Source organism: Actinoplanes sp. NBRC 103695, from assembly GCF_030269485.1.
Classification (GTDB): domain Bacteria; phylum Actinomycetota; class Actinomycetes; order Mycobacteriales; family Micromonosporaceae; genus Actinoplanes.
This window is the reverse complement of sequence record NZ_BSTL01000017.1, coordinates 23262-47482: the sequence shown is the minus strand read 5'-3', so window position 1 is coordinate 47482 and position 24221 is coordinate 23262. Positions and strand designations below refer to the sequence as shown.

At 70.6% G+C, this 24221-nt stretch carries 26 protein-coding genes and 1 pseudogene; 11 read left to right on the top strand and 16 right to left on the bottom strand.

Annotation, left to right across the window (positions count from 1 at the left end; genetic code table 11):
- Window positions 1–73: 73 nt before the first annotated feature.
- The gene (locus QSK31_RS29140; protein ID WP_285687665.1) at window positions 74–901 is read right to left on the bottom strand and encodes an SDR family NAD(P)-dependent oxidoreductase; all 828 of its coding nucleotides are present in this window, start codon (window positions 899–901) and stop codon (window positions 74–76) included.
- Window positions 902–1103: 202 nt separating this feature from the next.
- Here QSK31_RS29140 and QSK31_RS29135 point away from each other — a divergent pair, with 202 nt between their 5' ends.
- The 5 genes from QSK31_RS29135 to QSK31_RS29115 are packed head-to-tail and all read left to right on the top strand — an operon-like array spanning window position 1104 to window position 6618.
- On the top strand, window positions 1104–1835 hold the full coding sequence (locus QSK31_RS29135; RefSeq protein ID WP_285687664.1) for an IclR family transcriptional regulator: 732 nt from the start codon (window positions 1104–1106) through the stop codon (window positions 1833–1835).
- 43 nt (window positions 1836–1878) lie between these two features.
- Window positions 1879–2934 (top strand): extracellular solute-binding protein, encoded by a 1056-nt coding sequence (locus QSK31_RS29130; RefSeq protein ID WP_285687663.1) that lies wholly within the window; start codon window positions 1879–1881, stop codon window positions 2932–2934.
- A gap of 2 nt (window positions 2935–2936) precedes the next feature.
- The gene (locus QSK31_RS29125) at window positions 2937–4658 is read left to right on the top strand and encodes an ABC transporter permease subunit (RefSeq protein WP_285687662.1); all 1722 of its coding nucleotides are present in this window, start codon (window positions 2937–2939) and stop codon (window positions 4656–4658) included.
- Entirely contained in the window at window positions 4655–5665 is a 1011-nt protein-coding gene (locus tag QSK31_RS29120; RefSeq protein WP_285687661.1) for an ABC transporter ATP-binding protein, read from the top strand. Before QSK31_RS29125 ends, QSK31_RS29120 begins: the two co-directional genes overlap by 4 nt.
- Window positions 5666–5676: 11 nt before the next feature.
- Window positions 5677–6618, top strand: a complete 942-nt coding sequence (locus QSK31_RS29115; protein ID WP_285687660.1) for a DUF6282 family protein — start codon at window positions 5677–5679, stop codon at window positions 6616–6618.
- 62 nt (window positions 6619–6680) lie between these two features.
- Here the strand turns inward: QSK31_RS29115 and QSK31_RS29110 are convergent, their stop codons facing one another.
- The 5 genes from QSK31_RS29110 to QSK31_RS29090 are packed head-to-tail and all read right to left on the bottom strand — an operon-like array spanning window position 6681 to window position 10380.
- Window positions 6681–7439, bottom strand: a complete 759-nt coding sequence (locus tag QSK31_RS29110; RefSeq protein ID WP_285687659.1) for a carboxymuconolactone decarboxylase family protein — start codon at window positions 7437–7439, stop codon at window positions 6681–6683.
- Entirely contained in the window at window positions 7436–8332 is an 897-nt protein-coding gene (locus QSK31_RS29105; protein ID WP_285687658.1) for an NAD(P)-dependent oxidoreductase, read from the bottom strand. The genes QSK31_RS29110 and QSK31_RS29105 overlap by 4 nt, the downstream gene beginning before the upstream one ends.
- Window positions 8325–8693 (bottom strand): cupin domain-containing protein, encoded by a 369-nt coding sequence (locus tag QSK31_RS29100; RefSeq protein WP_285687657.1) that lies wholly within the window; start codon window positions 8691–8693, stop codon window positions 8325–8327. The genes QSK31_RS29105 and QSK31_RS29100 overlap by 8 nt, the downstream gene beginning before the upstream one ends.
- Window positions 8690–9589 carry an NAD(P)-dependent oxidoreductase gene (locus QSK31_RS29095; RefSeq protein ID WP_285687656.1) on the bottom strand — a complete coding sequence of 300 codons (900 nt, stop codon included), beginning with the start codon at window positions 9587–9589 and terminating at the stop codon, window positions 8690–8692. Before QSK31_RS29095 ends, QSK31_RS29100 begins: the two co-directional genes overlap by 4 nt.
- Complete coding sequence (locus QSK31_RS29090) at window positions 9586–10380, bottom strand: N-acyl homoserine lactonase family protein (RefSeq protein ID WP_285687655.1); 795 nt, start codon at window positions 10378–10380, stop codon at window positions 9586–9588. The genes QSK31_RS29095 and QSK31_RS29090 overlap by 4 nt, the downstream gene beginning before the upstream one ends.
- Window positions 10381–10489: 109 nt before the next feature.
- Between QSK31_RS29090 and QSK31_RS29085 the strand changes: the two genes are divergently transcribed.
- Window positions 10490–12328 carry a sensor histidine kinase gene (locus tag QSK31_RS29085; protein ID WP_285687654.1) on the top strand — a complete coding sequence of 613 codons (1839 nt, stop codon included), beginning with the start codon at window positions 10490–10492 and terminating at the stop codon, window positions 12326–12328.
- Here QSK31_RS29085 and QSK31_RS29080 read toward each other — a convergent pair.
- The 4 genes from QSK31_RS29080 to QSK31_RS29065 all read right to left on the bottom strand — a co-directional run bounded on the left by QSK31_RS29080 (window position 12325) and on the right by QSK31_RS29065 (window position 16142).
- Window positions 12325–13116 (bottom strand): SAM-dependent methyltransferase, encoded by a 792-nt coding sequence (locus QSK31_RS29080; protein WP_285687652.1) that lies wholly within the window; start codon window positions 13114–13116, stop codon window positions 12325–12327. The genes QSK31_RS29085 and QSK31_RS29080 overlap by 4 nt on opposite strands.
- Before the next feature lie 53 nt (window positions 13117–13169).
- The gene (locus QSK31_RS29075; protein ID WP_285687650.1) at window positions 13170–13766 is read right to left on the bottom strand and encodes a GDSL-type esterase/lipase family protein; all 597 of its coding nucleotides are present in this window, start codon (window positions 13764–13766) and stop codon (window positions 13170–13172) included.
- A gap of 149 nt (window positions 13767–13915) precedes the next feature.
- The gene (locus QSK31_RS29070) at window positions 13916–14359 is read right to left on the bottom strand and encodes an SRPBCC family protein (RefSeq protein ID WP_285687649.1); all 444 of its coding nucleotides are present in this window, start codon (window positions 14357–14359) and stop codon (window positions 13916–13918) included.
- Window positions 14360–14531: 172 nt separating this feature from the next.
- Window positions 14532–16142 carry a chitinase gene (locus QSK31_RS29065; RefSeq protein WP_285687647.1) on the bottom strand — a complete coding sequence of 537 codons (1611 nt, stop codon included), beginning with the start codon at window positions 16140–16142 and terminating at the stop codon, window positions 14532–14534.
- A 156-nt stretch (window positions 16143–16298) separates the two neighbouring features.
- Between QSK31_RS29065 and QSK31_RS29060 the strand changes: the two genes are divergently transcribed.
- Window positions 16299–19271 carry an EAL domain-containing protein gene (locus QSK31_RS29060; RefSeq protein WP_285687645.1) on the top strand — a complete coding sequence of 991 codons (2973 nt, stop codon included), beginning with the start codon at window positions 16299–16301 and terminating at the stop codon, window positions 19269–19271.
- On the opposite strand, the gene QSK31_RS29055 is transcribed toward QSK31_RS29060, so the two are convergent.
- Window positions 19272–19643 (bottom strand): roadblock/LC7 domain-containing protein, encoded by a 372-nt coding sequence (locus QSK31_RS29055; protein ID WP_285687644.1) that lies wholly within the window; start codon window positions 19641–19643, stop codon window positions 19272–19274. It abuts the gene before it with no gap.
- A 206-nt stretch (window positions 19644–19849) separates the two neighbouring features.
- Here QSK31_RS29055 and QSK31_RS29050 point away from each other — a divergent pair, with 206 nt between their 5' ends.
- The 4 genes and pseudogenes from QSK31_RS29050 (at window position 19850) to QSK31_RS29035 (ending at window position 21027) form a co-directional block, all read left to right on the top strand.
- Window positions 19850–20185, top strand: coding sequence for an ArsR/SmtB family transcription factor (locus tag QSK31_RS29050; RefSeq protein ID WP_285687643.1), 336 nt, complete (start codon window positions 19850–19852; stop codon window positions 20183–20185).
- Window positions 20186–20281: 96 nt separating this feature from the next.
- Window positions 20282–20416, top strand: a pseudogene (locus tag QSK31_RS29045) (GIY-YIG nuclease family protein); the annotation flags it as partial.
- A gap of 25 nt (window positions 20417–20441) precedes the next feature.
- A complete protein-coding gene (locus QSK31_RS29040; protein ID WP_285687838.1) occupies window positions 20442–20603 on the top strand; it encodes a hypothetical protein in 162 nt (53 codons plus the stop codon).
- Between the two features lie 19 nt (window positions 20604–20622).
- A complete protein-coding gene (locus QSK31_RS29035; protein WP_285687642.1) occupies window positions 20623–21027 on the top strand; it encodes a DUF3592 domain-containing protein in 405 nt (134 codons plus the stop codon).
- 323 nt (window positions 21028–21350) lie between these two features.
- Here QSK31_RS29035 and QSK31_RS29030 read toward each other — a convergent pair whose 3' ends face one another.
- Genes QSK31_RS29030 through QSK31_RS29010 form a run of 5 tightly spaced genes read right to left on the bottom strand, consistent with a single transcriptional unit; the run spans window position 21351 to window position 24186 of the window.
- The gene (locus tag QSK31_RS29030) at window positions 21351–22058 is read right to left on the bottom strand and encodes a glycosyltransferase family 2 protein (RefSeq protein ID WP_285687641.1); all 708 of its coding nucleotides are present in this window, start codon (window positions 22056–22058) and stop codon (window positions 21351–21353) included.
- A gap of 18 nt (window positions 22059–22076) precedes the next feature.
- Window positions 22077–22697 (bottom strand): ElyC/SanA/YdcF family protein, encoded by a 621-nt coding sequence (locus QSK31_RS29025; protein ID WP_285687640.1) that lies wholly within the window; start codon window positions 22695–22697, stop codon window positions 22077–22079.
- 37 nt (window positions 22698–22734) lie between these two features.
- Window positions 22735–23193, bottom strand: coding sequence for a hypothetical protein (locus QSK31_RS29020; RefSeq protein WP_285687639.1), 459 nt, complete (start codon window positions 23191–23193; stop codon window positions 22735–22737).
- 5 nt (window positions 23194–23198) lie between these two features.
- Window positions 23199–23327 carry a hypothetical protein gene (locus QSK31_RS29015; protein ID WP_285687637.1) on the bottom strand — a complete coding sequence of 43 codons (129 nt, stop codon included), beginning with the start codon at window positions 23325–23327 and terminating at the stop codon, window positions 23199–23201.
- A gap of 25 nt (window positions 23328–23352) precedes the next feature.
- Entirely contained in the window at window positions 23353–24186 is an 834-nt protein-coding gene (locus tag QSK31_RS29010; RefSeq protein WP_502873026.1) for a SigB/SigF/SigG family RNA polymerase sigma factor, read from the bottom strand.
- Window positions 24187–24221: the final 35 nt, after the last annotated feature.

The window sequence follows — 24221 nt, the reverse complement described above, 5'->3', positions numbered from 1 at the left end:
CTGCGCGAGCGCGCAGCCGGGCAGCTGACTAGGTCGTGTTTCAAAACCCGGGCAAGCGGGTTTGAAACACGACCTAGCCGTAGAGGCCGCGGTCGTAGGCCTCGAAGTCCCAGGCGCCGGCCCCGCCGGACGGGCGGACCGTGCTGACGATGCTGGCGCCGCCGTCGACCGAGACCACCTCGCCGGTCATGTAGGCGGCGTCGTCGGACAGCAGGAACGCCACCACGCCGGCCACGTCGTCGCCGGTGCCGGCCCGCCGCAGCGGGGTGCTGCTCGCGCGGCGGGACATGTCGTCCTTGCCGCCGGCCGCTGTTCCGCCTCCCCGGATGGCATTCGCGGCGAAGAGGTCGGTGGGCACGATCCCCGGGGCGACGGCATTCACGCGTACGCCGAGCGGGCCGCCGTACATCGCCGCGCCGCGCAGGATGCCGAGCACCGCGTGCTTCGAGGTCTGGTAGGCCAGCAGATCGGCGCTGCCGCGCAGGCTCCCGATCGAGCCGGTGATCACGACGTTCCCGTGGCTGCCCTGCGCGGCGTACTGCCGGAAGGCCGCCCGCACGCCCAGGAACACACCTCGCACGTTGACGGCCATCACCTTGTCGAACTCCGCCACCGACAGCGTCGGCAGCGTGGCGAACGAGCCCGGGATGCCGGCGTTGAGGTGGTGCAGGTCGATCCGCCCGAACCGCTCCACCGCCGCCGCCGCGTACGCGTCCACCCCGTCCTCGGCGGAGACGTCGGCGCGTACCGCGAGCGCCGCCCCGGGCAGCTCACTCACCCGCTCGTCCAGGTCGACGGCGACCACCTGCGCACCCTCCTCGGCCAGCCGCCGCACGGTGGCCGCGCCGATCCCACCGGCCGCACCCGTCACCACGACGACCTTGCCGCGAAGTCCGCGCATGTTCTGCCTCCCGACCACTAGCCAAGGATTGTAGGGCAATCATACAATCACGCTACCCACGGCATTTAACAAGTGGGACTTACGGCGGAAATCTTCCCCGACTCTTGACAGGCGTCGGGAGAGATCACCTAGATTCCTCGAATACCGGATAGACGGACGGCCGCCCCGCAATGCGGGACGGATACCAGGGAGGGAGGCACCGATGGAGATCGCCAGCGGTGACCTTCAAGTCGTGGCCCGGGTCGTCCAGCTGCTCCGGCTGCTCGCCGGCAACGAGACGATCGACCTGGTGTCGGCCGCCGAGGAACTGGGTGTCGGCAAGTCCACCGCTCATCGCTATCTGGCGTCGATGGAGAACCACGGGCTCCTCAGGCGTCGTGACCGCAACCGGTACGAGTTCGGGGTCCTCCTCGCCGAGCTGGGCACCCTCGCCCTGTCCCGGCTGGGGATCATCGACCTGGCCGGTCCGGTGTTGGAGGACCTCGGCGCCCGCCTGCGGCACACCGTCGTCCTCAGCGTGTGGAACGGCACCTGCCCCGTGGTGGCGCGGGTGCGCGAGGACCGCAGCCGTACGGCGCACGTCTCGATCGCCGTCGGCAGCCAGCTCGGGCCGAACGCGGCCCAGACCGTGGTCTTCTGGGCCTTCAAGGACCGGTCCTACTACCGGTTCGGCGAGGGCGTGACACCCACGACGGCGACCGAGGCGGAGCTGGCGGACGTCCGCGAGACCGGCGTCTCGGTCCGCCAGAGCCTCAAGGACGGCATCAGCGCCGTCGCGGTTCCGGTCCGTGATCCCGCCGGTCAGGTCGTCGCGACCCTGGCCGTCGTCGACATCACCCAGTTCGTTCCTGAGGGAACCGACAGCCCGGTGGCCCAAGCCCTGCTGGCCGGCGCGGAGACGATCAGCCGGCGCATGGCCAACCCCCTCGACTGACAAACAGGCACCCGCGCCCTGCGCGATATCAAAGGCGATGCAGATGAAGACATACCGTTTCCTTGCAGTGTTGGCGGCCGGCGCCCTGGTGATATCGGCGTGCGGCGTGGGCGGCGACTCCGGCGGCGGCGGCGCCGACGACAAGAAGCTCACCTGGGCGAGCACCGGCGGGCAGTTCCAGGAGGACGAGAAGAAGGCCCTCCAGGAGCCGTTCACCGCCAAGACCGGCACCACGTTCACCAACATCAGCCCGGCCGAGCAGGCCCAGGTACGCACGATGGTCGCGGCCGGCAAGACCCAGTGGGACCTGGCCAACATGAGCTGGATCTACGCCGGCGCGTACTGCGGGGAGCTCTTCGAGAAACTGGACGACCCGGCGCTGGACCGCTCCAAGTTCCCCGAGGGCACCACCGGCGACTGCTTCGTGCCGACCTACCGGTACGCCAACATCTTCAGCTACAACGCGGACATGTACACCGGCGCGAAGCCGACCACGATCAAGGACTTCTTCGACGTGAAGAAGTTCCCCGGCAAGCGGGTCGTCTACGACTACCCGAAGGCCGGCCTGTTCGAGGCCGCGCTGGTCGCCGACGGCGTTCCCCCGGACCAGGTCTACCCGCTCGACCTCGACCGGGCGTTCAAGAAGATCGACACGATCAAGAGCTCGCTGGTCTTCGCCGCCAGCTATGGCGCGATCCAGCAGATGCTGGTCGACAAGCAGGCCAGCATGGTGCTCACGGTGACCGCGCGGACGATCGTCTCGAAGCAGAGCGGCGCCAACCTGGTGCCGGTGTGGGACTTCAACACCACCGACATCGGCGTGCAGGTCATCCCGAAGGGTGCGCCGCACAAGGCGCTGGCCCAGCAGATGCTCGCCTTCATCGTCGAGCCCGAGCAGGCCAAGGCGTACGCCAAGCTGACCGGCACCGCCCCCGCCCGCGACGACGTCGACCTGAACTCGATCGGCTACACCGACGAGCAGAAGGCGTTCAACGCCTTCCTGCCCGACCGCGGCAAGACCGTCGAGCAGGACAAGCAGTGGTGGATCGAGAACACCGACGCGCTGGTGAAGCGCTGGACCAGCTGGAAGGTCGGCTGAGGATGGCCGCCCCGACAGTCACGGCCGAGGCGCCCGTCACCGGGCGCCCCGGCCGGGCCTGGCTCGCCCGGGCCCACGCCGGTGGGTGGTTGCTCCTGCTGCCGGCGCTGGTCGCCCTGCTCATCCTGTTCGTCGCGCCGCTGCTGAACATCGTCGTGGACAGCTTCACCGAGCCGGAACCCGGCCTGGCGAACTACGTGGGACTGTTCACCGACGGCTACACGATCCGGGTGCTGGGCCGGACCCTGCTGATCGCGCTGACGGTCTCGGTGATCGGCGTGCTGCTTGCCTACCCGTACGCGTACGCGATGACCCTGGTCGGCCCGGTCATGCGGGCCGTGCTGGTGACCATCGTGCTGGTGCCGTTCTGGACGAGCATGCTGGCCCGCAACTTCGCCTGGCTGGTCCTGATGCAGGACGGCGGCGTCCTGCAGCGGTTCTTCGGGTTCTTCGGGGTGGACGTCACACTGCTCGGCACCTCGCTGGCGGTCGGCATCTCGATGACCCAGGTGCTGCTGCCCTTCCTGGTGCTGCCGATGTACAGCGCGATGGAACAGATCGACGGCCGGCTGGTGTCGGCCGGGCAGAGTCTGGGCGCGCCCCGGATGCGTGCCTTCCGCCGGGTCTACCTGCCGCTGTCCACGCCGGGCGTGGTCGCCGGCATGTCCCTGGTCTTCGTGCTGGCGCTGGGTTTCTACGTCACGCCGGCCCTGCTCGGATCCACCCGCAGCGCGATGATCGCGCAGGTGATCAACGTGCGCACCAAGGAGCTGCTGGACTTCGGCGGCGCCGGCGCGATGGGCATGTTCCTGCTCGTGGTCACGCTCGTCGTCCTCGGTCTGAGCCGAAGGCTGGCCGGGTCGAACGTCGCCGCGGTCGCGGCCGGTGGCACACCCGCACGCACCGGCGCGAAGAGCGAGGGCGCGTCCGAGGTGCGGCCCTGGCTGCGCGTGCACACCACGATCGTGGCGATCATCCTGGTCGCGCCGACCCTGGTGGTCATCCCGATGAGCTTCTCCTCGGCGCAGACCTTCCGGTTCCCGCCGGACGGCTGGTCGCTGCGCTGGTACCAGGAGCTGTTCACCTCGCCGGAGTGGACCGCGGCGATCCTCAACACGCTGCAGGTGGGCGTCTACACCGCGCTGTTCGCCACCGTGCTCGGCACCACCGCGGCCTTCGGGCTCGCGCGGATGAGATCGCGCTGGCGAGGCCCGCTCAACGGCTTCCTGCTGTCGCCGATGATCGTGCCGCACATCCTGGTCGCGCTGGTGGTCTTCTCCGCGTTCCTGCAACTGGGCCTGAACGGCACCCTGATCGGCATCATCCTCGCGCACACCGCGCTGGCCCTGCCGTTCGTGGTGATCGCGGTGACCGCCCGCCTGGCCGGGATGGACGGCCGGCTGCCCGGCGTGGCGGCGAGCCTGGGCGCGAGTCCCGTCTCGACCTTCCGCCGGGTGACGTTCCCGCTGGTCCTGCCGGGCATCCTCTCGGGCGCCGTGCTCGCCTTCGTCACCTCGCTGGACGAGGTCGTCATCGCCCTGTTCCTCCAGGCGCCCGGGGCGATCACGCTCCCGGTGCAGATGTTCAACAGCATCACCGTCCAGATCGACCCGACGATCTCCGCCGCGTCGAGCCTGATGGTGGTCCTGGTCAGTGTTCCGATCCTGGTCGCGCAGATGGCCGGCGCGCGCCGCGGCGCCCGGCAGAAGAGAGGCACCCGATGAGAACAGCCGCGGAGGGCGGCCGGGTCGAGATCATCGATCTGGTCAAACGGTACGGGAGCTCGGACGCGCCCGCGGTCGACCACATCGACCTCGACATCCAGCCCGGCGAGTTCATCACCCTGCTGGGACCGAGCGGTTCCGGGAAGACCACCACGCTCAACATGATCGTGGGCTTCACCGAGCCGACGTCCGGCGCGATCCGGTTGAACGGCAAGGACATCGTCCGCACGCCGCCGCACAGGCGGAACTTCGGCATGGTCTTCCAGAACTACGCGCTCTTCCCGCACCTCACGGTGGCCCAGAACATCGCGTTCCCGCTGCGCGAGCGCAAGGTGCCCGCCGCCGAGACGGCCAAGCTGGTCGGGCAGGCGCTGGAGCTGGTCGACCTGGGCGGGATGGACGACCGCCGCCCGCACGAGCTCTCCGGCGGCCAGCAGCAGCGGGTCGCGCTGGCCCGCGCGGTGGTCTTCTCCCCCAGCGTGCTGCTGCTGGACGAGCCGCTGAGCGCGCTCGACCGCAAGCTGCGGCAGTCCCTGCAGCGCGAGATCAAACGCCTGCACCAGGAGCTCGGCCTGACCTTCGTCTTCGTCACGCACGACCAGGACGAGGCGATGACCCTGTCGGACCGGATCGCCATCTTCAACCACGGGCGGATCGTCGCGGTGGGCACCCCGGCCGACCTCTACCACCGCCCCACGACCGAGTTCGTCGCGCGCTTCCTGGGCGAGTCCAACGTCTTCCGGCAGACGGACAAGGCTTTGATCGTACGACCGGAGCGCCTGCACGTGGCTCCGGACGAGGCGTCCGTGCCGGCCGGCGACCAGACCGCCGCGGCCACGGTCACCGACGTCTCGTTCTACGGCACCTACTACCGCATCGAGCTCGCCTACGCCGACGAGTCCGTCGGCTGCGCGGTGCTGCCCGTCGGCGCCCCGGCCGCAGTCGGCCCGGGCGCCCGGGTCGTCGCCCACTGGCGCCCCGAGGACCAGGTCCTCGTCTCCGAGTGAAGGGATCCCCCATGACCGACGTCGATTACCCGTTCGATCCGGATGCGGACGAGGACCGGAAGAACCCCGACCCGGAGGCGGACGCGCTGCTCGCCGGCGCGGTCGACCTGCACCAGCACCCCGGCCCGAGCCCGTTCCCGCGCCGGATGAGCATCATGGACGCCGCCCGCGACGCCTCGGCCGCCGGCTTCCGGGCGATCGTGGCCAAGTCCCACCACCACAGCATGGTGCCGGACATCCTCGCGTTGCGGACCGCCGGCCTGCGGGAGCTGTCCACCGAGGTGTACGGCGGGATCGCGCTCAACCGCACGGTCGGCGGCCTGAACCCGTACGCGGTGGAGCTCGCCCTGAAGATGGGCGGCCGCATGGTGTGGTTCCCCACGCTGTCGTCCGAGGCGCACATCTCGCACCACGAGCACCACGACACCGGCTTCCCCACCCCCGAGGTGGACCTGCGCCCCAACGAGGTCATCTCGATCCTCGACGAGAAGGGTCAGGTTCTTCCCGAGGTACGCGACATCCTGGCGGTGATCGCCGCCGAACGGGCCGTGCTCACGTGCGGGCACCTCGGCGTACCCGAGGCTCAGAAGTTGATCGACGCCGCGCTCGAGGAGGGCGTCGAGCGGATCCTGGTCAACCACCCGATCTTCGTGGTCGGCGCGGACGTGGCGCAGGCCGCGGCCTGGGCCAGGCAGGGCGTGACCATCGAGCACGAGGTCATCATGTACTTCGGCAAGCCGGCCCGCCGCCGCGACCTGAACGAGCTGCTGACCTTCATCAAGGAGGTCGGCGTCGGGAACACCGTCCTGTGCTCGGACTCCGGCCAGAAGACCAACCCGCTGCCGGTGACCCTGTACCGCCGGGCGGTCCGGGGCCTGCTGGACGCCGGCATCCCCTCGGACGACATCCGCCGCCTGGTCGGCACCACCGCGGGAGAACTCCTCTACAAATAGATCTGTTCGCCCGCACATCCTTCGTGGAGCCTTTCGGCCTGCTACCGGTCCCGGCCGGATGCCTAAAGCTTCTCCCGCATCTCCTCCAGGAGAATCGGGGCGGCCGCCGTGACGCCGTGGATGCCCAGCACCGCGGCGATCTCCATCACCTCGAGGATCTCCTCGGCCGTGGCGCCGTAGCCGATCGCGTTCTCGATGTGCAGCTTGAGTCCCTTCACGTAGAGGTGCGTCGCCGCGGTGTCGAAGGCGATGTAGACGAACTCCTTCACCTTCTCCTCGAGGGTGCCGGAGCGCCACGGGACCGAGGAGAACTCGGTGTAGGCGGCGAACATCTCCGGGTCCAGCTCCAGCATCTCGTCCCAGAAGGCGTGCCAGTAACCGCGCGTCCGGGTGAAGTCGGCCTTGAGCTGCTCCTGGTGCTCGGTCAGGGGCGCCGGCCCGGTGCGCAGGCCCTTCTCCACCAGGACCTCGACCAGCACGGGTACGCCGATGTTCATCGCGTGGATGCCGAGCGTGGCGGACAGCTCCAGCACCTCCATGATCTCCTGCGGCGTGGCGCCCAGCTTCAGCGCCGCCCTGATGTGCTGGCGCACGCCGGGCAGGTACATGTGCGTGGCGTTCGCGTCGATCGCGATGTAGATGAACTCCTTGACCTTGTCGTTGAGGTGGTTCTTGCGCCACGGCACGGCCGAGAAGTTCAGGTACGCCAGGAGGAACTCCGGATCGAGCCGCAGCACGCCCTCCCACGTGTCGCTCCAGGTCCCGCGTACGCGGATGAACTCGGCCTTGATCTCCTCCTGCCGGGCGGTCAGCGTCGTCACCGGGACTCGTCCTTTCGCAGCCAGTTCACGATTTCGGTGTGGTCGGCGCCGGCGTCCAGCGCCTCGGCGGCCTCCGCCCAGAGCTCCACGGCGGCATGGCCGAGAGGATCGGGTACGCCCACCTGGTCGGCGAGGTGAGCGGCGATGCGCATGTCCTTGAGCATCAGCCGCAGACCGAAGCCGGAGTCGAAGGTGCCGGGCAGCACGAAGTTGGGCCACTTGTTGTCGGTCGACCCGCTGCGGCCGCTGGAGCCGTTGAAGATCTCCAGCATCACCCGCGGGTCCAGCCCGAACCTCTCGCCGGCGAGCATCGCCTCGGAGGTGACCAGCAGGTGCGTGGCGGACAGCAGATTGTTGAGCGCCTTGACGGCGTGCCCGCTGCCGACGTCCCCGGCCCGCGTCACCTTGCCCAGATGAGCCAGGATCGGCGCCACCTCCGCGATGTCTTCGGGATCACCGCCCGCCATGATGGTGAGCTTGCCGTTGATCGCGCCCTTCACGCCCCCGGAGACCGGCGCGTCCAGCAGGGTCACCTTGCGCTGCGCCAACTCCTCGGCCAGTGCCCTGGTCCGCAGCGGTTCCGACGAGCTCATGTCGATGACCGTCGTCCACGAATGGGTGTCGAATCCCTCGTCGCGGACGACGCTGTCAACGACGTCCGAGTCGGGGAGCATCAGGATCACCACGGTGTTGCCCATCAGCACACCGCGCAGGTCGTCCCCATAGATGCCGCCGGCGTCGGTCAATGCCTTCCCGGCCGCCGGGGAGACGTCGTAGCCGTCGACCTGATATCCGGCCTTCACCAGGCGGGTCGCCATCGGAAGGCCCATGTTGCCGAGGCCGATGAAGCCCACGGAGGTGATCGGCTCGCTGGATCGGACCGGCTCAGGCATCGTCGGCGACCTCCTCGGCCCAACGGGTCTCGCCCAGCGAGATCGCGGTGTGGGTCATGAAGGAGTCCGGCGCGGCGCCGTGCCAGTGCCGCTCCCCCGGCGGCACCCAGATCGTGTCGCCGGCCTGGATCACCTGCGGCTCCTCGCCGTCCGGGCGGATCAGCCCGCGGCCGGCGAGCACCTGGAGGATCTGCCCGTTCTCGTGGCTGTGCCAGAACGTGCGGGCGCCCGGGGCGAAGAACACCGTGGCGATCGTGGTCCCGTCGGTGGCCGGTAGCACCTGGTCGAACCACGCCTCCCCGGTGACCGTGGCGCGCTGCTCGGACCGGCCCTGCTCGGCGCGGCCGTGGATGATTCTCATGCGCCTGGCTCCTCCCTCGTGTGCAGCCGTACGCCGCCGGACAGGTCCCCGATGGCGTCGACGACGGTGTTGCTGATCTCGTCCGCGTAACCCAGCGCCCGGGCCATCCCGAAGCTGGCCACCGGTCCGGCCGCGTTCAGGCTGGCCACGCCCAGCCGCGCGGCGAGCTCCACGTACAGGTTGACGTCCTTGAGCATCAGGCTGTTGGTGAGGCCGCCCTTGAGGTAGTCGCCGTGGATGATCTTCGGGAACCGGTTGAGGGTGGCGAAGTTGACGCCGGAGCTTGCGTTGAGCACGGCGAGCAGCGTCTCCAGGTCGATGCCCGCCTTCTTGCCGGCGACCATGACCTCGGCGGTGGCCGAGAGGGCGGTCGCGTTGAGGAAGTTGTTGAGCAGCTTCACCGTGTGGCCGGCGCCTGTCGGTCCGCAGTGGAAGATGTTGGCGGAGAACAGGTCCAGCACCGGGCGAGCCTGTTCCAGGGCGTCGGTGTCGCCGCCGACCATGAGGGTCAGGGCGCCCTTCTCGGCGGCGGCCGCACCCCCGGAGATGCCGGCGTCGAGATAGGCGGCGCCCCGGCCGGCGAGCAGACCGTTGATGCGTACGGTGGAATCCGGCGAAGCCGTGGAGAGGTCCACGACGAGCAGTCCCGGGCGGGCATGGGCCAGCACCCCGTCGTCGCCGAGCACGACCGCCTCGACGACGGTGCTGTCCGGCAGCGAGAGCAGCAGGATGTCGCTGCCGTCGGTCAGCTCGCCGATCGAGCCGGCGGGTTTCGCACTGGCGGCGGTCACGTTCTCCGGGCGTACGTCGAAACCGAGAACCTCCTGCTCCGCCCGCACGACACAGGAGGCCATCCGGCCGCCCATGTTGCCGAGCCCTGCGAAGCCGATCCTCATGTGCGCTCTCCGATCGTCGCGGTGTTCTCGTCGATCCGGCGGAACCTGCCCAGCGTGTCCGGGTCGTGGCCGGCGACCAGGTGGCGGACCTCGCCGGAGTCCACCATGCCGCGGATGCGCTCGAATCCGGCGTACATGTCGATCAGGTTCGCGACCTGCGTGAACGGCATACTGCGCTCGAGTTCCTCGTAGTAGTGCACGGCGTCGGAGGCGAGCAGGACCACGCCGTCGGTGGTGTCGGCCAGCACGATGCTCTGCCCCGGCGTGTGGCCGCCGACCCGGATCACCCGCACGCCCGGGGTGACCTCGACCTCGTCGGCGAAGGGCCGCAGGCGGCCCTCACCCTCGATCTTCCTCAGGTGGGCGATCTCGTCGTCCTCGACCGAGTGGTGCAGCAGGGTGCGATCGGCGTACGGCCCGGTCCAGAACTCGTACTCGGCGGCGGCGATGTGCACCGGCGAGGACGGGAAGAGGCCGAGGTTGCCGATGTGGTCGTAGTGGGCGTGGGTGACGACGACCGGTGGCCCCGCCGGCCGGTCGACGCCGAGCGTGTCGAGGGCGGCGGCCGGCTCGACGAGCGTGGTCCGCTTGCGCCTGGCACCCCCGGCGGCCGAGAAGCCGGTGTCCACGACGACGGTGGCCGTGCCGTTGCGCAGGACCCAGAAGAAGTAGTCCATCCCGATCGGGCCGTCGGGCTCGCCGTACAGGTGATGATTGAGGTAGACGTCGCTGCGGACGGTCTGCCGCGTCCCGTACTTGACGATCGTCACCTGCCACCGGTCCTCAGCCACCGCAGGATTATATGATCGTCAGACAATCTCAGGCAAGCGCTCCCGGTTCGGTCCGACGCATCTCCGCAACCACCCTGAGCGCAGGTCACGACAGGGCTACCGTGGTGTCGTGCGCTGGCGTCGGGTAGCCGCTGGGCCGCTGAAGTCGGCGGCCTGGGCCGGGCGTCGCCGGGCGTCGTGGCTGCTGGTGCTGGTGGTGGCTCTCGGGGCCGGCGGGACGACGCTGGCCGCGCTCTCCCTGCGCAACGCCGACGACGAGCGGATCGGGCGCGCGCTCACCCAGCAGACCACGCTGACCGCGCAGACGGTGGCCGGCGAGGTCCGCCGGTACACCACCTCGCTGACCGACCTCGCGGCCGCACTCGGAGCGCAGGCGCAGATCGAGGCCCCGGAGTACGCCGCGACGATGGCCGATATGAGCCCGGAACGACTGCCCGGCGCCACCAGCGTGAGTCTCGTCGTGGAGACGCCCGCCGACCGGATCGGCGCCGTGCAGACCTACTGGCGCGCCCGCGGATCCACCGGCCTGGCCCTGACGCCGTCGGGCACGCGGACCAGCCACCGGTTCGTGGTCCTCACCCGCAGCATCGACGACACGACCCCCTCCCTGGGACGCGACCTGAGCCCGTCGGTGGAGGCGACCGAGGCACTGACCACCGCGCGGCAGAGCGGCCGGGTGGCGATCAGCCGCAGCTACCGACTGCTCAAGGACGCCGCTCTGCCACCCGGGCGGCAGCAGCTGTCGTTCGTGTTCGCGGCACCCATCCACGCCACCTCGCCCGGTGCGGCCGACGCGGGACAGTTCCGCGGGTGGCTGGTCATGGGACTGCGCGGCCACGACTTCCTGTCCCGCACCATCGGTCTCGCCGCCGACCGTAACGTGGGGGTCACCCTGTCGGCGGACGGCCGCGATGCCGTGGTCCCGGTCGCGCGGTGGCGGCCCACCGCCCCCCTGGACACCGGCGTGCCGCCCCGGCAGGTCAGCATCCCGGTCCTGCAGCGCACCTGGTGGCTGACCGTCTCGGCGACGACCCGGATCCTGCCCGACACCGACGTCCACCGCGACCTGGTCGCCTGGCTGGTCGGCGGCACCCTCACGGTGCTGCTGGCCCTGCTCACGGGGACGATCACGACCGCACGCGACCGCGCGGTGCGCCGTGTCGCAGCGGCCACCACCGCCCTGCGGGAGGACATCCACCGTCGCAAGGCCGTCGAGGCCCAGCTCCGCGAACGGGAGAACGAGCTCAAGGGGTTCGCCGGGGTCGTCGCACACGACCTGCGTAACCCGCTGGCCCGGATCGCGGGCTACACCGACTTCCTGCTCGAGGACACCACCGAGTCCCTCGACGCGGAACACCGGGACTTCCTCACCCGGGTACGCGGCGGCGCCCAGCAGATGCAGACCCTGATCGACGACCTGCTCGACTACGCCGCCGCCGACAACCAGGCCGTCCGGCACGTGCCCGTCGACCTCAACCAGATCGTCGCCCGGGTGGTGCAGGACCGCACCGTGCTCGACGCGCACGTCCAGGACGCCGTGGTAGCCGGACCGCTGCCGACCGTGCTGGGCGACCCGACGCTGCTCCGGCAGGTGTTCGACAACCTGATCGGCAATGCCCTCAAGTACACCCGGGCCGGGATGCCGCCGCACGTCGAGATCGAGGCGCACCGGCAGCACGACGGCGACCACGTCCGCGTCGAGGTGCGTGACCACGGCATCGGCATCCCGCCCGAGGAACGCGAGACGATCTTCCGGCCGTTCGTCCGCGCGGACAACAGCGGCCGATACCCCGGCACCGGCCTCGGACTGGCCATCGTCCACCGCATCATCGAACGCCACGACGGCCACATCGGCGTCGACGACGACCCAGCGGGAGGCAGCCGGTTCTGGCTGACCCTGCCGCCCGCGACAACCGACCTGGCACTGGCCTCCGGCCCGGCCTCTTAAGGCTTGCGGAGGACCCCGCACCACTGGTCGACCTCGATCGGCAGGCTGCCGTCGGGCAGCGGCACCGGGCGCCAGCGCGAGCACGAGACCCAGCCCGGCTCGACCAGCTCGAGGCCGTCGAAGAACTGGGCGATGCGTTCCGGTGAGCGGAGCTTCAGCTTGGGCTGGGCGTCGATGTTCCAGACCCGGACGGCCTCGGCGGTGGTGTCGCCGTTGATCGCCGTCGTGGTGTTGGCCGCGGCCACATAGCTGCCGCTCGGCACCGCCGCGAGCAGCCGGTCGATGATCTCCTGCAGCTTGTCGTCGTCGCTGATGAAGTGCATGACGCCCAGCAGCATGATCGCCACCGGCCGGGAGAAGTCCAGCGTCTTGGCCGCCGCCGCCAGGATGGTCCCGGGATCGTGCAGGTCGGCGTGGATGTAGTCGGTCGAACCCTCCGGCGAGCTGGTCAGCAGGGCGCGGGCGTGGGCCAGCACCAGCGGGTCGTTGTCGACGTAGACGATCCGCGTGTCGGGGGCCAGCCGCTGCGCGACCTCGTGGGTGTTGTCCTGGGTGGGCAGGCCGGTGCCGATGTCCAGGAACTGGCGGATGCCCGCCTCGGCGGTCAGGTGCCGGACGGCGCGCCCGAGGAACTGCCGGTCGGCCTGGGCCAGCTCGATCACCACCGGGAAGATCGCCCGGACCTGGTCACCGACCTGCCGGTCGGCGGCGAAGTTGTCCTTGCCGCCGAGCCAGTAGTTCCAGATCCGCGCGGTGTGCGGCACATCCGCACGCATGTCGTCAGTCATCATCGACCCTTCCGCGAACTGGCCCCGCATCAACCACAGTGGATTGGCGAATGCTACGCCCCCCGCCCGGTGCCGGCCGCGACGGCGTCCCGGACCGCCGGGGCCAGCGCGGCGGTGATGACGGCGTAACCCTCGCTGGAGGGATGGAAGCGGTCGGCGCTGAACAGGGCCGGGTCGGCGGCGAACGCCGCGGCGGACGCGCTGATGTCGGCGATCCGGGCGCCGGCCACGGTCGCCGCCACGGCCTGCTCCCGCCTCAGCAACTGGCTGGCCGCCTGGACGGTGAGCCGCATCCGCGGCGGGCACCACGGCACGACGCTGAGGTCGGGGGCCGGCACCACCACGACCTCGGCGCCGGCCTTGCGCAACTTCCGCACGGCGCCGCCGAGCAGCACGGCCGCCTGCGCCGACGGGACGAAGTGGGTCAGGTCGTTCGCGCCGATGATGATCAGCGCGACGTCCGGCGCCCATGCGGTCGCGGCGGCGACCTGGGCGGCCAGGCCGCGGCTGTCGGCGCCGGAGACGGCGAAGATCCGGGTCTCCACGTCGGGGAGTTCGCCCGCCAGGCGCGCCCCGATCGTGTCGGACGGCTTCGACGCGCCCATCCCGTACGCGATGGAGTCACCGAGGACGGCGAGAGTGGTGGCCATGGTGAAGGTCAACGTCGCCGGCCCCGCGGCTGTTCCAGGTGACGGGGCCGGCGGCGTCTCTCAGACCAGCGGGCAGGTGCTTCGGTACTCCTCGACCGCGGTGCCGGAGGGGCCCGGGCAGAGGAACTGGTCGTACCGGTCGGGGATGCTCAGCTGGAGCGCCGGCCCTCGGCGAGGTCGGCGAGGCGGCTCAGGGCCTCGGCGTTGCGGCGGTGCAGGATGACGTCGTTGACCTTGTTGCGCAGGCCGACCAGTGGGCCCGACTCGAACTCCTCGCGCATCACGACCCGCGTGCGCTCCGGGCCGACCCGCTCCAGCCGGAGCTGCACCATCGCCTCGCCGAGCGGCCACAGCCCGGCGCGCAGCGTCAGCCCGGTGTCCGGGTCGACGGCGGTCACCGTCGTCGTGTCCTTCAGCGAGAACGGCCACGGCCCGGCCTTGTGGTGCAGTCGCGACCCCACTTGGGGCCAGGCGGCGTCCACGTCGCGGATGTGAACGGTTCCCACCACCCAGTCGCTGTACGTCCAGCCGTCGGAGAGCACCGCGAAGACCCGCTCGGGGGCGGCGTTGATCGTGCGCTTGGTGATCGACACGGGTACGGCATACCCGCTCACCCGGCGGCCATGCCGGGGACGCCTAACGTCAGACGAATGGATCGTCAGCCGACCGGCAGACGGGCGCTCGTCACCGGCGGCAGCCGCGGCATCGGATTCCAGGTGACGCGCTCGGCGGCGGCTCCCCCGGCCCGATCTTCTACTACTCGTCCTAGCCGGTGACCGGCTCGCCGGGGACGTTGAACAGCGGCTCCCACGGGTCGTCGGGGGTGGTCGGGAACTCGGTCGACGGCGCGTCGCCCTTGGTGGACCAGCGGGCCTCGTACGGCAGGTCGTCGAAGAGGACGCGGTCGCCGTGGGCGTACACCCTCTCCGGATCCCAGCCCGCCTTGACCCCGGTGACCGTGGGGGTCGGGCGCGGCGCCTCCTCGGTGGGGCTGACCGGGCCGATCACGGTCCACGGGTTCGGCGTGGTGGAGTCGCCGGCCTCGGACGGGTCGCTGCCCTGGTTGGTCCACTTGGCCTCGTAGACGACGCTCTGCCAGACCACCTTGTAGCCGGTGACGTACTGGGCCTTGAGGCGCCAGACCGGGTACGGGCTGGTCTTCGGGTCGTCGACGATGGTCTGCTGGTCGGGGATGGCGATGGAGTCCCGGCCGGCGCTGCCGACCGCGCTGCCGGGCAGGCCGGCGAAGACCCGGGAGAACGCCAGCGCGTCCTGGTCGACGCCGCTGCAGGTGTTGGAGTGCACGACCACGTTGGTGAACGTGCCGCGGCACTCGGCGTCGCGGTTCAGCGACCACATCGACACCCGGCCGAGGCCGTTGTCCACGGCGAACGTGGCCAGGCCCTGCGCGTCCGCCACGGTGAACCGCTCGGCGTCCACGTCGTTCTGGCCGATCATCGGCGTGGCGCCGATCCGGGACCACACCTGCGGCGACGTCAGCTGCACGCCGAGCCGCAGGTAGAGGTCGGTCAGCTGCTTGTGGGTTGCCTCCAGCGCGCGGGTGCTCAGCTCGAGCATGTCCGGGGCGGAGCCCTTCTCCGAGCCGTAGTCCATCGTCATCACGTTGACGCCGCGCAACTGGACGCCGTTCTCCAGGGTGGCACGCACGGCGTTGATCCCGTCCGCGGTGAGGCCCTCCGGCGACACCGGCACGGTCAGCCAGACGGTCAGCGGCTTGCCGGCCTTGGTCCGCTCGGCCTGCAGGTCCGCCAGCGCGATCGCACGGCGCTTCAGGGACGCCTGGTCGGCGAGCGCGGTGCCCTCGATGTCCAGGTCCAGCGTGTCCAGCTCGTAGCGGTTGACCAGCTGACGGTACGCGTCGGTCAGCTTGGCCTGGTCGGTGCAGGCGACGGCGAGCTCGGTGTTGGTGAGGCCGCCCAGGCTCAGCATGATGTTGCCGCCACCGGCGCGCAGCTGGCTGATCCGGCGGTCCAGCTCCAGCGAGGCCGCCGCCTCGTCGGGCGTGTAGGCGCCGCCCCAGCTGGGCGCGCAGCGGTCCTTCGGGTCGGCGACGACGAAGGCGAGCGCCACGTCGTTGGCCGGGTTCACGGCCGGGTCCTGGAACTCGAACGTCGGGGTCAGGGTGACGTCCACGTACGGGACGGCCCAGGACTTGGCGGTCGGGCCGGCGGTGTCCCGGAAGTGCAGCACCCCGAGCGTGCCGCCGCCACCGAGAGCGGCCACCACGAGGATCAGGAACGACAGCCGCAGCCACGACAGCCGCTCGGCCGGAGGCTCCGGCTCCTGCCAGTCGGGATCGGCGAGCGGATCGAGATCCGGTCGCGCGGACGGCAGGGTGGCGCCGTTGGTCGGCATGGCACTCCTTCACACGGGGCTGGGCGGGGTGACCCGTGGAGAAGGATCGGCAGGCCGGCCCGGGACTGAAGGATCGAGCGGGCGAAACCTTCAAGAGCCGTCCGTACGCCGCCGATGGGATGTCCCGACCGCCTCCCCCGCGACGAAGGACCCCCCGTGGACCAGGTAAAACCGGACACCAAGCGCCAATGGGGCGCCGACGAGCGCTCGGCACCGCATCCGATCTCACCGGCGCCGGTCTCCGAGGGGCGCATCGCCCGTGGCCGGCTCGCGATCGTCCTCACCATCGCGGTGTGGGCGGCCTACATCATCGGCACGATCATCGAGCAGTTCATCGGCGGCCGGGCCAGCAGCGCACGGCTGATCGTCGAGGCGATCGTGTACATGGTCGTCGTCACCGGTCTCGCGGCGTCGGCAACGGCGTACCTCATCACCAGGATCGGCTTTTTCTATCGCAGCCGCGCGCACCACCGGGCGCCGCGGATCGCCCTGGACAACTTCCTGCAGAGCGAGACGCCGACGGTGACCGTGCTGGTGCCCTCCTACCAGGAGGACGACCGGGTCATCCGGACCACGCTGCTCACCGCGGCGCTGCAGGAGTACCCGGGCCTGCGGGTCGTGCTGCTCATCGACGACCCGCAGCAGCCGAAGACGCGCGCCTCCCGCGACCTGCTCATCCAGGCCCGCGCGCTGCCGGGTGCGATCGAGGCCGAGCTCGCCGTCCCGTTCGCACGGGTCCGGCAGGCGTACGAGCGTTTCGAGGGCCTCCTCGACGAACGCGCCGAGCAGGTGGCCACCACCGACGACATGCGCGAGCTCGCCGACGAGTACCGGTTCGCCGCCGGCTGGCTGTTCGGCCTGGGCCGCCGCCAGGAGATGGTCGACCACACCGACGTGTTCTTCGTCGACCACATCGTCAACGCGCTCGGCGAGGACCTCGGCCGGATCGCCGAGGCGCTGGAGGACGGCGCCGACGACAAGACCGCGCTGCCCGTCGAGCGCCTGCACCAGCTGTACCGCCGGCTGATGGCCATCTTCGACGCGACCCTGTCGAGCTTCGAGCGCAAGCGGTACGCGTCGCTGTCGCACGAGCCGAACAAGGCGATGAACCTGAACAGCTACATCGGGCTGATGGGCGGCAGCTACCAGGAGGTCGCCACGCCGATGGGCGTCGCCCTGGTGCCGTCCTCCCCCGGGCGCGCCGAGCTGACCGTCCCCGACCCGGACTACGTGCTCACCCTGGACGCGGACAGCGTGCTGCTCCCCGAGTACGCGCTGCGCCTGGTGCACCTGCTCGAACAGGGCGCACACGAGAAGGACGCGGTGGCGCAGACGCCGTACAGCGCGTACCCCGGCTCGGCCACCCGGATCGAGCGCATCTCCGGCGCCACCACCGACATCCAGCACATCGTGCACCAGGGCATGACGCACTACGACGCCACGTTCTGGGTGGGCGCCAACGCGGTCATCCGCAAGAAGGCGCTCGACGACATCTGCGAGGTCGCGTACGAGGGCGACTGGGAGATCCGCCGCTACATCCAGGACCGCACCGTCATCGAGGACACCGAGTCCACGATCGACCTGCGGGTGAAGGGCTGGACGCTCTACAACTACCCGGAGCGCCTCGCCTACAGCGCCACGCCGCCGGACTTCGGCTCGCTCGCCATCCAGCGGCAGCGCTGGGCGAACGGCGGCCTGCTGATCCTGTCGCGTCTGCGCGATCAGATGCGGGCGCACTCCAAGGTGCGTTTCGGCGAGCTGTTCCTGCGGATCAACTACATGGCCTCCATCTTCTGGAGCTCCGTGTGCCTGGTCGTCATGCTCGCCTACCCGTTCAACGCGGACCTGCTCAACCCGATCCTGCTGCTGGTGTCGGTGCCGTACTTCCTGATGATGAGCGCCGACCTGAAGGCCACCGGTTACAAGCGGCTGGACGTGCTGCGCGTCTACGGTTTCAACCTGATCCTGCTGCCGGTCAACCTGAGCGGCAGCTTCGCGTCCATCCTGCAACTGCTGACCGGCGAGAAGAGCGCGTTCAAACGTACGCCCAAGGTGCGCAACCGGACGACGGCCGCGACCACCTATCTGCTCGCCCCGATGGCCCTGATCGCCCTCTGCGCCTACACGGTCGTCCGCGACGTGCAGCTGCGCCAGTGGGACAACCTGGTCTTCGCCACCCTCAACCTGGTGCTGTCCACGTACGCGATGATCGCTTTTGTGGGTCTGGGCAACACCATCGTGGACTTCTTCACGCACCTGCGGTCCTGGCTCTACCGCCCGGCGAAGCCCCGCAAGGCTTCCAAGAGGGCCCCGGTGCCGCTGGCCGAGGCGCGCACGACCGCGCCCAACGGGGCGATCGGCGACTGGGCGTCGGTGCTGCACTACCGCGGCGACCGTGGCACGGCCGGCCAGGTGGCGGTGCGTGCCGGTCAGCGCCGGCCCGGACCGGCGGCGGCGTCCCGGTCCAGCTCGTTCGAGGAGTTCACCTTCTTCACGGTGTTCCAGCCGATCTCCGACCTGGCGACCGGCGACGTCGTCGGATACGAGGCGCTGACCCGGTTCGCGGACGGCAGCAGCCCCGTGGCCGGGCTGGAGGCCGCCCAGCAGGCCGGCCACGGCATCGACCTGGACGCCGCGCTGATCCGGGCGGCCCTGGCCAGCTCGGACGCCCTGCCCGAAGGGGTGTGGCTGTCGGTCAACATCTCCGGCGACCTGCTGCGCCGCCCCCGTGAGCTCGCGCCCCTGCTCGCGGAGAGCTCCCGGCCGCTGGTGCTGGAGGTGGCCGAGGCCGACCAGGAGGACCTGGCCGACCTGCCGTCGAACGTCCGGATCGCCGTCGACGACGCCGGCGCCGGATACGACACGCTCGCCCGGATGGAGTCCCTGAAGCCCGGCTTCCTCAAGCTGGGCCGGGCCGCCCTGTCCGGGGTGGAGAAGGAAGGCGCACGCCGCGCCTCGATCCGGTCGCTGGTCGCGTTCGCCCGCGAGCACGACTGCGTGATCATCGCCGAGGGCATCGAGTCGGAGCAGCAGCGCGACGCCCTCGCCGAGTGCGGGGTGCCGCTGGGCCAGGGCTTCTACCTGGGCCGGCCGGTTCCGATCGAACGGGCGCTGGCCGACGCCCGCTGATCACATCTCGAAGGAGCCCTCGATCATGCGGAGACGGTGCCGGGCGAGCGCCAGGTTCGCCCGGCGCTTGTCCAGCACCAGGTAGATGAACAGCCCCCGGCCGCCGTGCCCGCTGACCGGCCGGATCAGGTGATACTGCGTGTCCAGCGTGACCAGGATGTCCTCGATCGAGTCGGTCAGGTTGAGCATCTCGATCGTGCGCATCTTGGCCCGCAGCACATCGGTGTTGGCGGCGGCCGCGACGGACACGTCGAAGTCCCGGCTGCCGCCCGCCGCCGCCAGCGTCATCCCGCTGGAGCCGTCCACCACGGCCGCCGCGGTCGCGCCGTCGACCTGCAGGGCCTCCTTGAGTGCCACGTCCACCGCTGCCATCGATGACTCCTCTACTCCGTCGGGGTTCTCGACGATGCCGGGCATCGACGGAGGCGAGCCGGACCGGCTGTCCGACATCCCTCTCCCGGTCGCGGGATCATCAATGTGCTGAGGTTCGAGTTGAAGATTTTCGCAACTCGGCAAGGAGCCGCGCCTACGGATGACGGCTGGTTGCGGTGCGCCGCCGGGAACGACAGGGTGAGCGGGTGTCGGTGCCGCTGTACCAGGCGAAGGCGGAGATGTTCCGCGTCCTCGGCCATCCCGTACGCATCAGGGTCCTGGAACTGCTCCAGGCCGGCCCACGCCCGGTGCGCGACCTGCTCGCCGAGATCGACGTCGAGCCGTCCAACCTCTCCCAGCAGCTGGCCGTCCTCCGCCGGGCCAACGTGGTGATCTCCTTCCGAGACGACGGCCTGGTGATGTACGCCCTGAGCACCCCGGCCGTGGCCGACCTGCTGGCAGCGGGCCGCCGCATCCTCGGCGAGGTCCTCACCGACCGCGACGGCCTCCTGGCCGAGCTCCGGGCCCACCGCCCCGGCTGACACTGACGTTCGGCATTCAACCCTCGCTGATCCGCCCGACTTCGCCGACCGTCCGGGTCACGAATACCAGATTTCGCACGAGTCTCCATTGAGGAGATGATCAAGGCGGGAATGACTCGCCGACTTGATCCGATGGATCGCGTGCGCGAGCTCGGTGACGCTTCGGTGCCGTTCACCTTCGACGTGCACGCGCTGTTCTACTCCGAGGACGCCGTGGGTATCGAGGCCCAGATGCACACCCGGCTGGCCGATCGGCGTGTCAACCTGGTCAACCTGCGCCGCGAGTTTCTTCTACGCGACCCCTGCCGAGGCCAAGCAGCATCTGATGGAGCTGACCGGCAGCCTGTTGCAGTACGAGGAGGTGCCGGAGGCCCCCGAGTACCGCCAGAGCCGAACTCAGTCCCAGGGCACGGCGTAGGGCTGCTACGGTGCCCGCCGTGAGCGGCGGGCAGAGGGTGCGGAGCGTGCGGGGCGGGGTGATCGTGACCCTGTTCGGGCTGTTCTTCGTCGTGGTCGGGGTCGCGGGGCACCTGGACTTCTTCGGGTATCCGGGCGAGACGACCGGCGGCGGGAAGGTCGTCGCGGTGGACACGGCCGGTCGCGGGACGAGCTACACGGTCGAGTTCACCACCGCCGACGGGCGCGTGGTCACCGCGGACACCTACCTGCGCTGGGGTGGGCCGAGCACCGCCGGCGGGAACGCCGGCATCGCGTACGACACCGACGATCCCGCCGACGTCCGGATCCGTCGCAACGTGCTCGTGTTGTGCTACCTCGGGGGCCTGGTCGGGTTGTTCATCGCCGCGAACGGCGTCGCCGAGATCGTCCGCCGGATTCGCTAGCCCTCTCGGGACTGTCCGCCCTGTGCGACAGTGCACGGCAGTGGTGGCGGGGCACGGCAGTGGTAGCCGGAGGCGCGTCTGCGGCGTTGACGGCCGGATCGGTCCTTGCACGCCGCCCGCACCGGGCGGCCGGTGGTAGGACCGGGCGCTATCCCTTGAGCTGCCCGCTCTGAGCTACCACGCGCCGAGACCGTGGTGGGTCAGAGCGGTATTACGGCCCGGATGCCGCTCTGTCCCACCACTGCTTGCCTGGCCTACCACCCGCGCCCGCTGCTACCACCGGACCGCGCCCGGCCACGGCCGCGAGCGGCGGCAATAACGGTTTACCTGCGCGTGCCGGAGGTCGCGGCGTGGCGGACCAGGGAGCCGATGACGCGGGCGGAATCGCTGAGCCGGCCGAAGTGCGAGCTCGCGTTGCCGTCCAGATAGGTGGCCGGGATCGGGACCTCCTCGATCCGCCGGCCGGCCGCGACCACCGTGAGCAGCACGTTCATCTCGTACTCGAAGCGTTCGCCGGGCACCTCGCCCAGCGTGGCGAGCAGGTCCGCCGGGTACGCCCGCAGGCCCGTCTGGGTGTCCGCGACCGCGCGCCCGGTGACGCCCCGGAACAGCATGTCGGTGACGACGTTGCCGAACCGGCTGCGCAGCGGCATCCGGCCGAACGGGCGGGCGCCGAGCACGACGTTCCCTCGCCCGGTCAGCGCCTCGACCGCCCGGATGTCGGCGGCCCGGTGCTGGCCGTCGCCGTCGGCGGTCAGCACGTCCCGGCCCGGATGGGTGGCCGTCACCTCGCGGAAGCCGGTCTTGAGCGCCGTTCCCTTTCCCCGGTTCGCCGCGCATCGCAGCACGGTGCAGCCCAGGTCGGCCACGGTGGCCAGCACCGCGTCGGCCGCCGGGCCGCTGCCGTCGTCGACGATGACCACGCCGGACGGCTCCCGGCCGTCGGTGAGCAGCTCGGTGAGCAGAGCGGGCAGCCGCTCCCCCGGCCGATAGACCGGAATCAGGACGACCGACCAGGTGTGGGTGTTCATGGCGGGGTATCTACCCGATCAGGGCCGTCGCCTCACCTGTCCGGCGAAACGGGCCATCGCGACCATCCGCCGTTCGCGCCGAAGCAGCGTGTCGCCGCGCCGGGCGCCGAGGAAGCCGAGCCGGGCCGCCAGGAGCAGGCCACGGTCGCCGTCCTCCTCGCCACCGGTCGCCGGCACCTCGACCAGCGCCTCGCCGCGCAGGCCGAGCACCTTGCCGACCAGGAAACGCACCCGTGGGAGGTGCCAGGAGTGCGAGACCAGACCCAGGGGGTACGCGGGTCCGTACGGTTGCCCGCCGAGCAGCCCGTCGCGGGCGGTGTGCACCAGGTTCTCCAGGGTGCTGCGGGAGCGGGTCTCGGCGTACAGGTCGGCGAGGTCGCCCAGCCCGGCCGCGACGGCGGCGCGCAGCATCAGGTCGCCTTCGCGCGCGCCGGCGGGCGGCGGGGCGGCGCCCTCGCTCGCCTCGGGCCAGCCTCCGGTGAACACGACCCGCGGGCGCGGCGCCCCGGCCGTGGCGTGCTCGGCGACGTAGCGCACGGCCGCGGCCACCCGCGCCATCCCGCTCGCGGTCAGCTCCCAGGCGTCACCCGCCCGGGCGACCCCCCGCCCGAACACCAGCAGCACCCCTGCCGGCCCCATCGCACGACCTCCTACCAGCAGATCCCGGGAGTCCACGCTACTCGGGGGTCTCCGCCCACTGCTGGCACTCGGCGACGAACAGCAGGGTCGTCTCGCGCAGGCCGGTCGTCGTGACGCCGGCCGGCTGTCTGGCGATCGTGGCGAGCACGATCTGGGCGACGGCGGAGGTGAGGCCGCTGTAGCGGCTGCCGAGGGCCGGCGGCATCTTCTTCTGGACCGCCATCATCTCGTTGAAGGTCTTCTGCACCCGGGCGAAGTCGACGTCGGCCGGGGCGGCGTCGCCGTACTCGTTGATGACGGCGATGCCGTCGGCGGCACGGTTCTGGGCCTCGTCGCAGACGGCGAGCCGCTGCGGGTCGGCGGACGGCGAGGGCGACGCGGAAGGCGCATAGCTGCCGGCGTGCTCGGGCGGGGTGCCGGACACCGAGTCGCAGCCGGTGGTGCTGCCGATCGCCAGCACGACCGCAAGTGTCAGGACGCCCCCGGAGTTTCTCATGTGCCTCAGGGTGGCGGGATCGCGGCGCGGCCGGGATCGGATGGCAGCAAGCTGCAAGCCTCCAGCACCTCGTCGACCGTGACGGCGAGCAACGCGGGATGCACGCTGCGGGAGGTGGCTCGCCGGATCGGCACGGCGGCCACCTTCCCGCGGGGGCGGTCAGGACACGTCGGACAACTGCTCCCGGAGCTGCTTGAGCGCCCGGGTGAGCAGCCGGGAGACGTGCATCTGGGAGATGCCCAGCTCCGCCGCGATCACCGCCTGTGTCTTGTTGCCGTAGAAGTACGACACCACGATGTGCTGCTCCCGCTCCGGCAGGGCGGCCAGCGCCGATGGCAGGGTGACGCTCAGTTCCGCCATGGCGTACCCGTGCTCCTCGAACCCGAGGGTGTCGCTGATCGACGACTCCTCGCTGTCACCCATCGGCGCGGAGAGCGAGACGGCCCGGTAGGCGTGGCCGGCCTCCATCGCCTCGAGCACCTCCTCCTCGGAGACGCCCAGGTGGGACGCGACGTCGGCGACCGTCGGCGCCCTCTGCAGGTCGCCGCCGAGCTGGTTCTGCGCGGCCGAGATCGACAGGCGCAGCTCCTGCAGGCGGCGCGGGATCCGCATCGTCCAGGCCTTGTCGCGGAAGTATCGCTTGACCTCGCCGAGGATCGTCGGGATCGCGTAGCCGACGAATTCGACCCCGCGGTCCGCGTCGTAGCCGTCGACCGCCTTGATCAGGCCGATCGCCGCCGTCTGGAGCAGGTCGTCGAAGGACTCGCCCCGGTTGGCGTAGCGGCGGGTGAGGCGCTTGGCCATCGGCATCCAGGCCTCGATCGCCCGTTCGCGCAGGGCGGGCCGGTCGGGGTGATCGGCCGGCAGGGCCGCCACCCGTGCGACAAGCTCGGCCGCCCGCGCGTCCGCCGTGGCGGTGGCATGCGAAAGATGGTGGGTAGCTGTGGACAAAGGTGTCTCCTCCCGAACGCGCGGTCCGGTGCACACCTTCATGCGGTCAGCGCCGGGCCCGCGACTGTGGAACGTCG

What these genes read in the sequence shown, in the direction of transcription:
- QSK31_RS29025 (WP_285687640.1), bottom strand. Translation starts at nt 22,697, where the DNA reads ATGGGGCCGGCAGGGGTGCTGCTGGTGTTCGGGCGGGGGGTCGCCCGG.
- QSK31_RS29010 (WP_502873026.1), bottom strand. Translation starts at nt 24,186, where the DNA reads ATGAAGGTGTGCACCGGACCGCGCGTTCGGGAGGAGACACCTTTGTCC.
- QSK31_RS29130 (WP_285687663.1), top strand. Translation starts at nt 1,879, where the DNA reads ATGAAGACATACCGTTTCCTTGCAGTGTTGGCGGCCGGCGCCCTGGTG.
- QSK31_RS29115 (WP_285687660.1), top strand. Translation starts at nt 5,677, where the DNA reads ATGACCGACGTCGATTACCCGTTCGATCCGGATGCGGACGAGGACCGG.
- QSK31_RS29055 (WP_285687644.1), bottom strand. Translation starts at nt 19,643, where the DNA reads ATGGCAGCGGTGGACGTGGCACTCAAGGAGGCCCTGCAGGTCGACGGC.
- QSK31_RS29135 (WP_285687664.1), top strand. Translation starts at nt 1,104, where the DNA reads ATGGAGATCGCCAGCGGTGACCTTCAAGTCGTGGCCCGGGTCGTCCAG.
- QSK31_RS29105 (WP_285687658.1), bottom strand. Translation starts at nt 8,332, where the DNA reads ATGCCTGAGCCGGTCCGATCCAGCGAGCCGATCACCTCCGTGGGCTTC.
- QSK31_RS29120 (WP_285687661.1), top strand. Translation starts at nt 4,655, where the DNA reads ATGAGAACAGCCGCGGAGGGCGGCCGGGTCGAGATCATCGATCTGGTC.
- QSK31_RS29125 (WP_285687662.1), top strand. Translation starts at nt 2,937, where the DNA reads ATGGCCGCCCCGACAGTCACGGCCGAGGCGCCCGTCACCGGGCGCCCC.
- QSK31_RS29140 (WP_285687665.1), bottom strand. Translation starts at nt 901, where the DNA reads ATGCGCGGACTTCGCGGCAAGGTCGTCGTGGTGACGGGTGCGGCCGGT.
- QSK31_RS29065 (WP_285687647.1), bottom strand. Translation starts at nt 16,142, where the DNA reads ATGCCGACCAACGGCGCCACCCTGCCGTCCGCGCGACCGGATCTCGAT.
- QSK31_RS29030 (WP_285687641.1), bottom strand. Translation starts at nt 22,058, where the DNA reads ATGAACACCCACACCTGGTCGGTCGTCCTGATTCCGGTCTATCGGCCG.
- QSK31_RS29100 (WP_285687657.1), bottom strand. Translation starts at nt 8,693, where the DNA reads ATGAGAATCATCCACGGCCGCGCCGAGCAGGGCCGGTCCGAGCAGCGC.
- QSK31_RS29080 (WP_285687652.1), bottom strand. Translation starts at nt 13,116, where the DNA reads ATGACTGACGACATGCGTGCGGATGTGCCGCACACCGCGCGGATCTGG.
- QSK31_RS29020 (WP_285687639.1), bottom strand. Translation starts at nt 23,193, where the DNA reads ATGAGAAACTCCGGGGGCGTCCTGACACTTGCGGTCGTGCTGGCGATC.
- QSK31_RS29095 (WP_285687656.1), bottom strand. Translation starts at nt 9,589, where the DNA reads ATGAGGATCGGCTTCGCAGGGCTCGGCAACATGGGCGGCCGGATGGCC.
- QSK31_RS29075 (WP_285687650.1), bottom strand. Translation starts at nt 13,766, where the DNA reads ATGGCCACCACTCTCGCCGTCCTCGGTGACTCCATCGCGTACGGGATG.